Genomic DNA, 6,241 nt, shown 5'->3' with positions numbered 1-6,241 from the left:
GTGCGCACACCCATCTTGCGCGCCGTCCGGATGACACGGCAAGCGATCTCACCGCGATTGGCGATCAGGATCTTGGCGAACATGGAGCCTCCCGGTTTTGCCTCGGGCAGCAGCGCCATTCTGGCAGGCGCCAGCCTATTTGGAGGCAGCGATCTCGCAGGCGCCGCCGGTCGTGACCTTGTAGTGGCCGCGGGTTGACTGACAGGATTTCATCGCCAACTCTTCGGCCCTCTTTTGAGATGGTGCGTTGAGGTGACCGCCGCAAACTATGTACGACGACATTATCCGCGCGTAGGGCGTGGTTGCGTACGCTGAATGGCCACCGGCCGCGACATAGGCCTTGTAGGTCTTGGTGCAGGGATCCTTGGGATTTCGCGGCAGGTACGGCGGGAAACGCTTGTCTCCCTCGCTTCCAGTGAGTGAGCCGGCCATGCCCGCGCCGCACGCGGCGACCGTCAGCAATCCGGCCAATATCGCCATGGCTGTTCGCCTGGAATTCGTGGATTTCATCTTGTCTTACCCAACGAGAAAAACCGGGCGTTTTCCGGCCTATTTGGACGCGGCGATGCTGCAGGCGCCGGCAACGGTAACCTTGTATTTGCTTTTGCTGGCCTGACAGGATTTCAGTGCCAGTTCCGCAGCCGCCTTCTGCGACGATGCATTCAGCTTCACGCCGCAAACGAAGTACTCGGTCGCCGGAACGATTGGCGTCGCCGCGAAAGCCGAATGGCCTGCGGCTGCGAGATACGCTGCGTAAGCCTTCCCGCAGCCCCCGGTGGTTCCTATAGGAATGGTCACTGGGTAGCGCACGTCGCCCTTGCTGCCTGCCAGCGATCCGGCCATGGCGGCGGTGGGGGCCGCCACGATCAGCAAGCCTGCCACTATAGAGGTGGCTGCTCCTTTGCAGGTCCAGGATTTTTACTGCTTCCCCCATTCGCAAAAAAGTCTCGGCTGGTTGCTTATTTCGATGACGAGATTGCGCAGCCGCCACTCGCGGTCTTGAGCTTCCACCGTGTCAAGCCGGCTTGGCAATTGCGCAGCGCCGTCTCTTCCGCCGCCTTCTGGGACGGCGCGTTGAGCTTCGTCCCGCAGACAATGTAGAGGTCGACGACACGCGAATAAAAGGTTGTAGCGTAGGCCGAATGACCGCTCGCCGCGACATAACCCTTGTAGGCAACGTTGCATTCGCCCGAACCCAAGGTCGGCGGAAAACGCACGTCTCCCTTGCGTCCTGCGAGCGATTCCGCCGAGCCGGCGTCGGTCGCTGTTAATATTAGAAATACAGAAAGTATCGAAGCAGCCGTTCCCTGGCAATATTTCAGTTTCATTTTCAGCCCGTCCCCATTGCCCCATGCTGGATAAGCAGTAGCGAATATTTTGCCTCGCCGCCAGTTCACTGTTTGAGAATCGAAGCCGCTTATGCTGATGAATCGATTGGCCCATACAGTTCAGCCTTTTCGCACGGCAGCAACGGCCTGCCGCTATAGTTCCGCCGTTTGGCCGTCGAAGTTGACCGTCCATTCTCACATCCGAAACACGCCAAAGCGCGTGTCCTCGATTTCGGCGTTGAGCGCAGCGGACAGGCTGAGCGCCAGCACGTCGCGCGTCTTCGCAGGGTCGATAATGCCGTCGTCCCAGAGGCGTGCGGACGAATAGAGCGGATGGCCCTCATGCTCGTATTTCATCAGGATCGGCTTCTTGAATTTCGCCTCTTCCTCGGCGCTCCATTCTCCGCCCTTGCGCTCGATGCCTTCGCGCTTGACCATGGCAAGCACCGTTGCCGCCTGCTCGCCGCCCATCACCGAGATGCGGGCGTTCGGCCACATCCACAGGAAGCGTGGCGAATAGGCGCGGCCGCACATGCCGTAATTGCCGGCGCCGAACGAACCGCCGATGATGACAGTCATCTTCGGCACCCTGGCGGTGGCGACCGCCATCACCAGCTTGGCGCCGTCCTTGGCGATGCCGCCTGCTTCATATTTTCGACCGACCATGAAGCCGGTGATGTTCTGCAGGAAGACAAGCGGGATCTTACGCTGGCAGCACAGCTCGATGAAGTGCGCGCCCTTCACAGCGCTTTCGGAAAACAGCACGCCGTTGTTGGCGATGATGCCGACCGGCATGCCATGCAGATGGGCAAAGCCGGTGATCAGCGTGGTGCCGTAGTTCTGCTTGAACTCGTCGAATTCGGAACCGTCGACGATGCGCGCGATCACCTCGCGGACGTCATAGGGCTGGCGCAGGTCGGTAGGCACGATGCCGTACAGTTCATCCGCGGGATGAAGCGGCGGAATCGATTTCTGTAAGTTCAGACTTACAGTCTTGTTCCGATTCAGGTTTTTGACGATGCGTCGGCAAATGGCGAGCGCATGGTCGTCGTCGAGTGCATAGTGGTCGGCAACACCGGAAACCCGCGTGTGCACATCGGCGCCGCCGAGATCCTCGGCGCTGACGTCTTCACCAGTGGCCGCCTTCACCAGCGGCGGACCGCCGAGGAAGATGGTCGCCTGGTTGCGCACCATGATCGTCTCGTCGGACATCGCCGGCACATACGCTCCGCCCGCCGTGCAGGAACCCATGACGCAGGCGATCTGCGGAATGCCTGCGGCGGACATGTTGGCCTGGTTGTAGAAGATGCGGCCGAAATGCTCACGGTCGGGAAACACCTCGTCCTGGTTGGGCAGGTTGGCGCCGCCGCTGTCGACGAGGTAGATGCAAGGCAGATTGTTCTGCAGCGCGATCTCCTGCGCCCGCAAATGCTTCTTCACGGTCAGCGGATAGTAGGTGCCGCCCTTCACCGTGGCGTCGTTGACGACGACCATGACTTCGGTGCCTTCGACGCGGCCGATGCCGGCGATCATGCCGGCCGAAGAGATCTCCTCGCCATACATCGACCATGCCGCGAACTGGCCGATCTCGAGGAAGGGCGAGCCGGTGTCGAGCAACTGGGCGAGACGCTCCCGCGGCAACAGCTTGCCGCGCGAAACATGCCGCTCGCGCGCTTCCTCCGAGCCGCCGCGCTCGACGGCCGCCGCCTTCTCCGCAATGTCGGCGACCAGCGCCCGCATGCGCTCGGCATTGGCGCGGAATGCCTCGGAGGAAGGAGAGATCTGGGTTTGCAATGTGGCCATACCTACACCCCCTCGGCCATGATCTCGCGCCCGATCAGCCAGCGACGGATTTCGCTGGTGCCGGCGCCGATCTCGTAGAGCTTGGCGTCGCGCAGCAGGCGGCCGGTCGGATAGTCGTTGATATAGCCATTGCCGCCAAGCAGCTGGATGGCGTCGAGGGCCATCAGCGTCGCCTTCTCGGCGGCAAACAGCACGCAGCCGGCGGCGTCCTTGCGTGTCGTCTGGCCGCGGTCGCAGGCGGCGGCAACGGCATAGACATAGGCGCGCGCGGCATTCATCACCGTGTACATGTCGGCCAGCTTGCCTTGCACCAGCTGGAACTCGCCGATCGCCTGGCCGAACTGCTTGCGCTCATGCACGTAGGGGATCGCCACGTCGAGGCATGCCGCCATCAGGCCGATCGGGCCGCCGGCAAGCACGGTGCGCTCATAGTCGAGGCCCGACATCAGCACCTCGACGCCACGGCCCTCCTCGTGCAGCACGTTTTCGAACGGCACTTCGACATCCGAAAAAACCAGTTCGCCGGTATTGGAGCCGCGCATGCCGAGCTTGTCGAGCTTTTGCGCCACGGAAAACCCGGCCATCGCTTTCTCGACGATGAAGGCGGTGATGCCGCGCGATTTCAGGTCCGGGTCGGTCTTGGCGTAGACGACCAGGGTCTCGGCGTCAGGCCCGTTGGTGATCCACATCTTGGTGCCGTTGAGCACGTAGCGGTCGTTGCGCTTTTCGGCACGCAGCTTGAGCGAGACGACGTCCGAGCCGGCGCCGGGTTCCGACATCGCCAGCGCGCCGACCCGCTCGCCCGAGCACAGTGGCGGCAGGAATTTTCCCTTCTGCGCTGGCGTTCCCCAGCGGTTGATCTGGTTGACGCAGAGATTGGAATGAGCACCATAGGAGAGGCCGACCGAGGCCGAAGCGCGCGAGATTTCCTCGACGGCGATCACATGCGCGAGATAGCCCATGCCGCTGCCGCCGAAATCGGGATCGGCCGTGATGCCGAGCAGGCCGAGCGCACCGAGTTCACCCCACAGATGCGCCGGAAATTCGTTCGAGCGATCGATGTCGGCGGCGATCGGAGCGATCCGGTCCTGGGCGAAGCGCCGCACCAAGTCGCGCAGCGCCTCGATCTCCTCGTCATGCCCGAAGCTGAGTGTGTTCGTGTACATGCCGTTCCTCCCCGCGCATGACCCCGAAAATCGACTTTGATTTTCGGGGTCATGCGCAAAATCAAAATGCTACAGCGTCCTTTGCGCGTCCGAAGGGACGCGCGGCGCTGTAGGTACCGATCCTCGCGCCAACCAGGCGCATTGTCATTGAAAGATATGTCGCCGTGACTTCGGCGATCGATAGCCGCTCGCCCGGCCGAAACCAGACGATGACGCCGGTCATCATCTGGATCAGTGCCATGGCGGTCAGCCCGGTGTCGTCGATGCTGAAGGTGCCCGTCTCGGCGCCATCGCGTAAAATAGTGCGCAGTTCCTTTTCGTAGGCAGTGCGCATGCGCAGGATCTGCGTCAGCCGTTCGGGCGACAGGCTGCGCAATTCCATGTTCGACACATGCGTGGCGTGCCGTCGCTCGATATGAAAGGCGATGTGATTGCGCACATACGCCGAGAGCAGTTGCGCCGAATCTGCGTCCGCCGGGCGGGCTGCTTCCCATGCTGTGGCCAGACCCTCCATGTGCTCGCGCATCAGCGTGAACAGAAGCTCTTCCTTGGTTGGAAAATAGCGGTAGAGCGCGGCCGCCTGGACGCCGACCTCGGCGGCAAGCTGGCGCATCGACATTGCTTCGTAGCCAAACCGCGCGATGAGGTTGACCGCCGCCCCACGGATGGTCGCTTCGGTCTTTTCGCCATCGGATCCGGTCGTGCGCGCCATGTCAGCTCCTCTGTGGAGTGATAATAAAACGAACGTTCGATTAATTCAAGGCGGCGCGCTCAGGCAATGATCCTGAACCCGACAAGAGCGTGTTGTGTTGCCAGGTCCTCGACGTCGACCCTGGAGACCGAAGCCCCGGCCGGCCCTTTCCAGAGGCGCTCGATCATTGTCGAGACCGCCTCATCGAGCCCAGCGATCTGGGCCGTTACAGACCCATCCGCCTCATTGCGGACCCAGCCCGCAAGGCCAAGGCTCGTGGCCTGATCCCGAGCCCAGGCCCTGAAGCCGACGCCTTGCACATTGCCGTAGACCCGCGTCAGCACTTCCCTGCGACGATCAGCCATGAATCTCTCCAAGCCTGTCTCGTTTTGAATCTGGCGCGTGGCGTGAGGAATGCAACCTGGGAACTGCGCGCGAGCGCAATGGCTGGCCTCTCTGGCTCAAAATTTAATTGACTCCGTCCACTAATTTTGGAAAATACGGCTGCCTCAGGAGTGGCTGCGGATGTTGGACGAACGCAACGCATTGGTGGCCGATGTCAGGCGCTTCAATCGCTTCTACACGCGCACCGTCGGCCTTCTCGACGAGACGCTGACACAAAGTGCATTCACTTTGACCGAGGCGCGCGTGCTGTTCGAGCTGGGTCACCGCAGCAACCCGGCTTCCGCCGAAATCGCGGGCGAGCGAGGTTTCCTGGCTGGTGCTTTTCGGCTGGAGAATGGCCCGGCGGCCTCCGAAATATCAAGACAGTTGCGTGTCGATGCCGCCTATCTGACGCGGATCCTGCGCAAGTTCGCGGGCCAGGGGCTGACCGAGGCCAGAACGGACCCGGCTGACCGGCGTCGAAGGGTCCTCTCGCTGACCTCACGAGGCGAGGCAGCGCTTGCCAGACTGCAGGCGGCGGCCGATCGGGACACGGCGCGGCTGATCGAAAGCGTCCCCGACGACAGGTTGCATGAACTGCGCAGCGCCTTGCGCAAGGCGGGGGAATTGCTGGGCGATCCCACCCGTGACAGCAGCGAGGTGACGTTGCGGCCGCATCGCGTCGGCGATGTCGGCTGGGTCGTGCAGCGCCAGGCCCAACTCTATGCCGAGGAATATGGCTGGACGATCGAGTTCGAGGCCATGCTCGCCGAGATCGGCGCCGATTTCATTCGCAATTTCGTGCCCGGCCGCGATTTCTGCTGGATCGCAGAGCGCGGTGGTGATCCGGTCGGCGCGGTGTTCCTGGT

Annotated in this window: 9 protein-coding genes; 1 reads left to right on the top strand and 8 read right to left on the bottom strand. The window is 62.2% G+C overall.

The features are described 5' to 3' along the window. From EN750_RS14410 to EN750_RS14375, 8 genes are all read right to left on the bottom strand, one after another. A partial coding sequence (locus EN750_RS14410) for a biotin carboxylase N-terminal domain-containing protein (RefSeq protein WP_145967649.1) occupies positions 1 to 119 on the bottom strand: 119 nt, incomplete at its 3' end. Between the two features lie 16 nt (positions 120 to 135). After that, positions 136 to 480, bottom strand: a complete 345-nt coding sequence (locus tag EN750_RS14405) for a hypothetical protein (protein ID WP_236382870.1) — start codon at positions 478 to 480, stop codon at positions 136 to 138. Between the two features lie 69 nt (positions 481 to 549). Beyond that, positions 550 to 864: a hypothetical protein gene (locus EN750_RS14400; protein ID WP_348629593.1), complete on the bottom strand. Its 315-nt coding sequence runs from the start codon at positions 862 to 864 to the stop codon at positions 550 to 552. Between the two features lie 95 nt (positions 865 to 959). Then, positions 960 to 1,328: a hypothetical protein gene (locus EN750_RS14395; protein ID WP_127269365.1), complete on the bottom strand. Its 369-nt coding sequence runs from the start codon at positions 1,326 to 1,328 to the stop codon at positions 960 to 962. Between the two features lie 195 nt (positions 1,329 to 1,523). Continuing rightward, entirely contained in the window at positions 1,524 to 3,131 is a 1,608-nt protein-coding gene (locus EN750_RS14390; RefSeq protein ID WP_127396811.1) for a carboxyl transferase domain-containing protein, read from the bottom strand. Positions 3,132 to 3,133: 2 nt separating this feature from the next. Further along, positions 3,134 to 4,297, bottom strand: a complete 1,164-nt coding sequence (locus EN750_RS14385; RefSeq protein ID WP_127396810.1) for an isovaleryl-CoA dehydrogenase — start codon at positions 4,295 to 4,297, stop codon at positions 3,134 to 3,136. 61 nt (positions 4,298 to 4,358) lie between these two features. Then, a complete protein-coding gene (locus EN750_RS14380) occupies positions 4,359 to 5,009 on the bottom strand; it encodes a TetR/AcrR family transcriptional regulator (RefSeq protein WP_127321262.1) in 651 nt (216 codons plus the stop codon). 59 nt (positions 5,010 to 5,068) lie between these two features. Beyond that, on the bottom strand, positions 5,069 to 5,353 hold the full coding sequence (locus EN750_RS14375) for an acylphosphatase (protein ID WP_127396809.1): 285 nt from the start codon (positions 5,351 to 5,353) through the stop codon (positions 5,069 to 5,071). 160 nt (positions 5,354 to 5,513) lie between these two features. Between EN750_RS14375 and EN750_RS14370 the strand changes: the two genes are divergently transcribed. Continuing rightward, positions 5,514 to 6,241 (top strand): MarR family winged helix-turn-helix transcriptional regulator (locus EN750_RS14370; RefSeq protein WP_145967647.1); only part of this gene is annotated, 728 nt, incomplete at its 3' end.

The organism is Mesorhizobium sp. M7A.F.Ca.ET.027.03.2.1 (assembly GCF_003999175.1).
Lineage (GTDB): Bacteria > Pseudomonadota > Alphaproteobacteria > Rhizobiales > Rhizobiaceae > Mesorhizobium.
Note: the sequence above shows the minus strand (reverse complement) of the source record. Positions and strands in the feature narration are given on the sequence as shown.

What these genes read in the sequence shown, in the direction of transcription:
- EN750_RS14395 (WP_127269365.1), bottom strand. Translation starts at nt 1,328, where the DNA reads ATGAAACTGAAATATTGCCAGGGAACGGCTGCTTCGATACTTTCTGTA.
- EN750_RS14390 (WP_127396811.1), bottom strand. Translation starts at nt 3,131, where the DNA reads ATGGCCACATTGCAAACCCAGATCTCTCCTTCCTCCGAGGCATTCCGC.
- EN750_RS14375 (WP_127396809.1), bottom strand. Translation starts at nt 5,353, where the DNA reads ATGGCTGATCGTCGCAGGGAAGTGCTGACGCGGGTCTACGGCAATGTG.
- EN750_RS14385 (WP_127396810.1), bottom strand. Translation starts at nt 4,297, where the DNA reads ATGTACACGAACACACTCAGCTTCGGGCATGACGAGGAGATCGAGGCG.
- EN750_RS14380 (WP_127321262.1), bottom strand. Translation starts at nt 5,009, where the DNA reads ATGGCGCGCACGACCGGATCCGATGGCGAAAAGACCGAAGCGACCATC.
- EN750_RS14405 (WP_236382870.1), bottom strand. Translation starts at nt 480, where the DNA reads ATGGCGATATTGGCCGGATTGCTGACGGTCGCCGCGTGCGGCGCGGGC.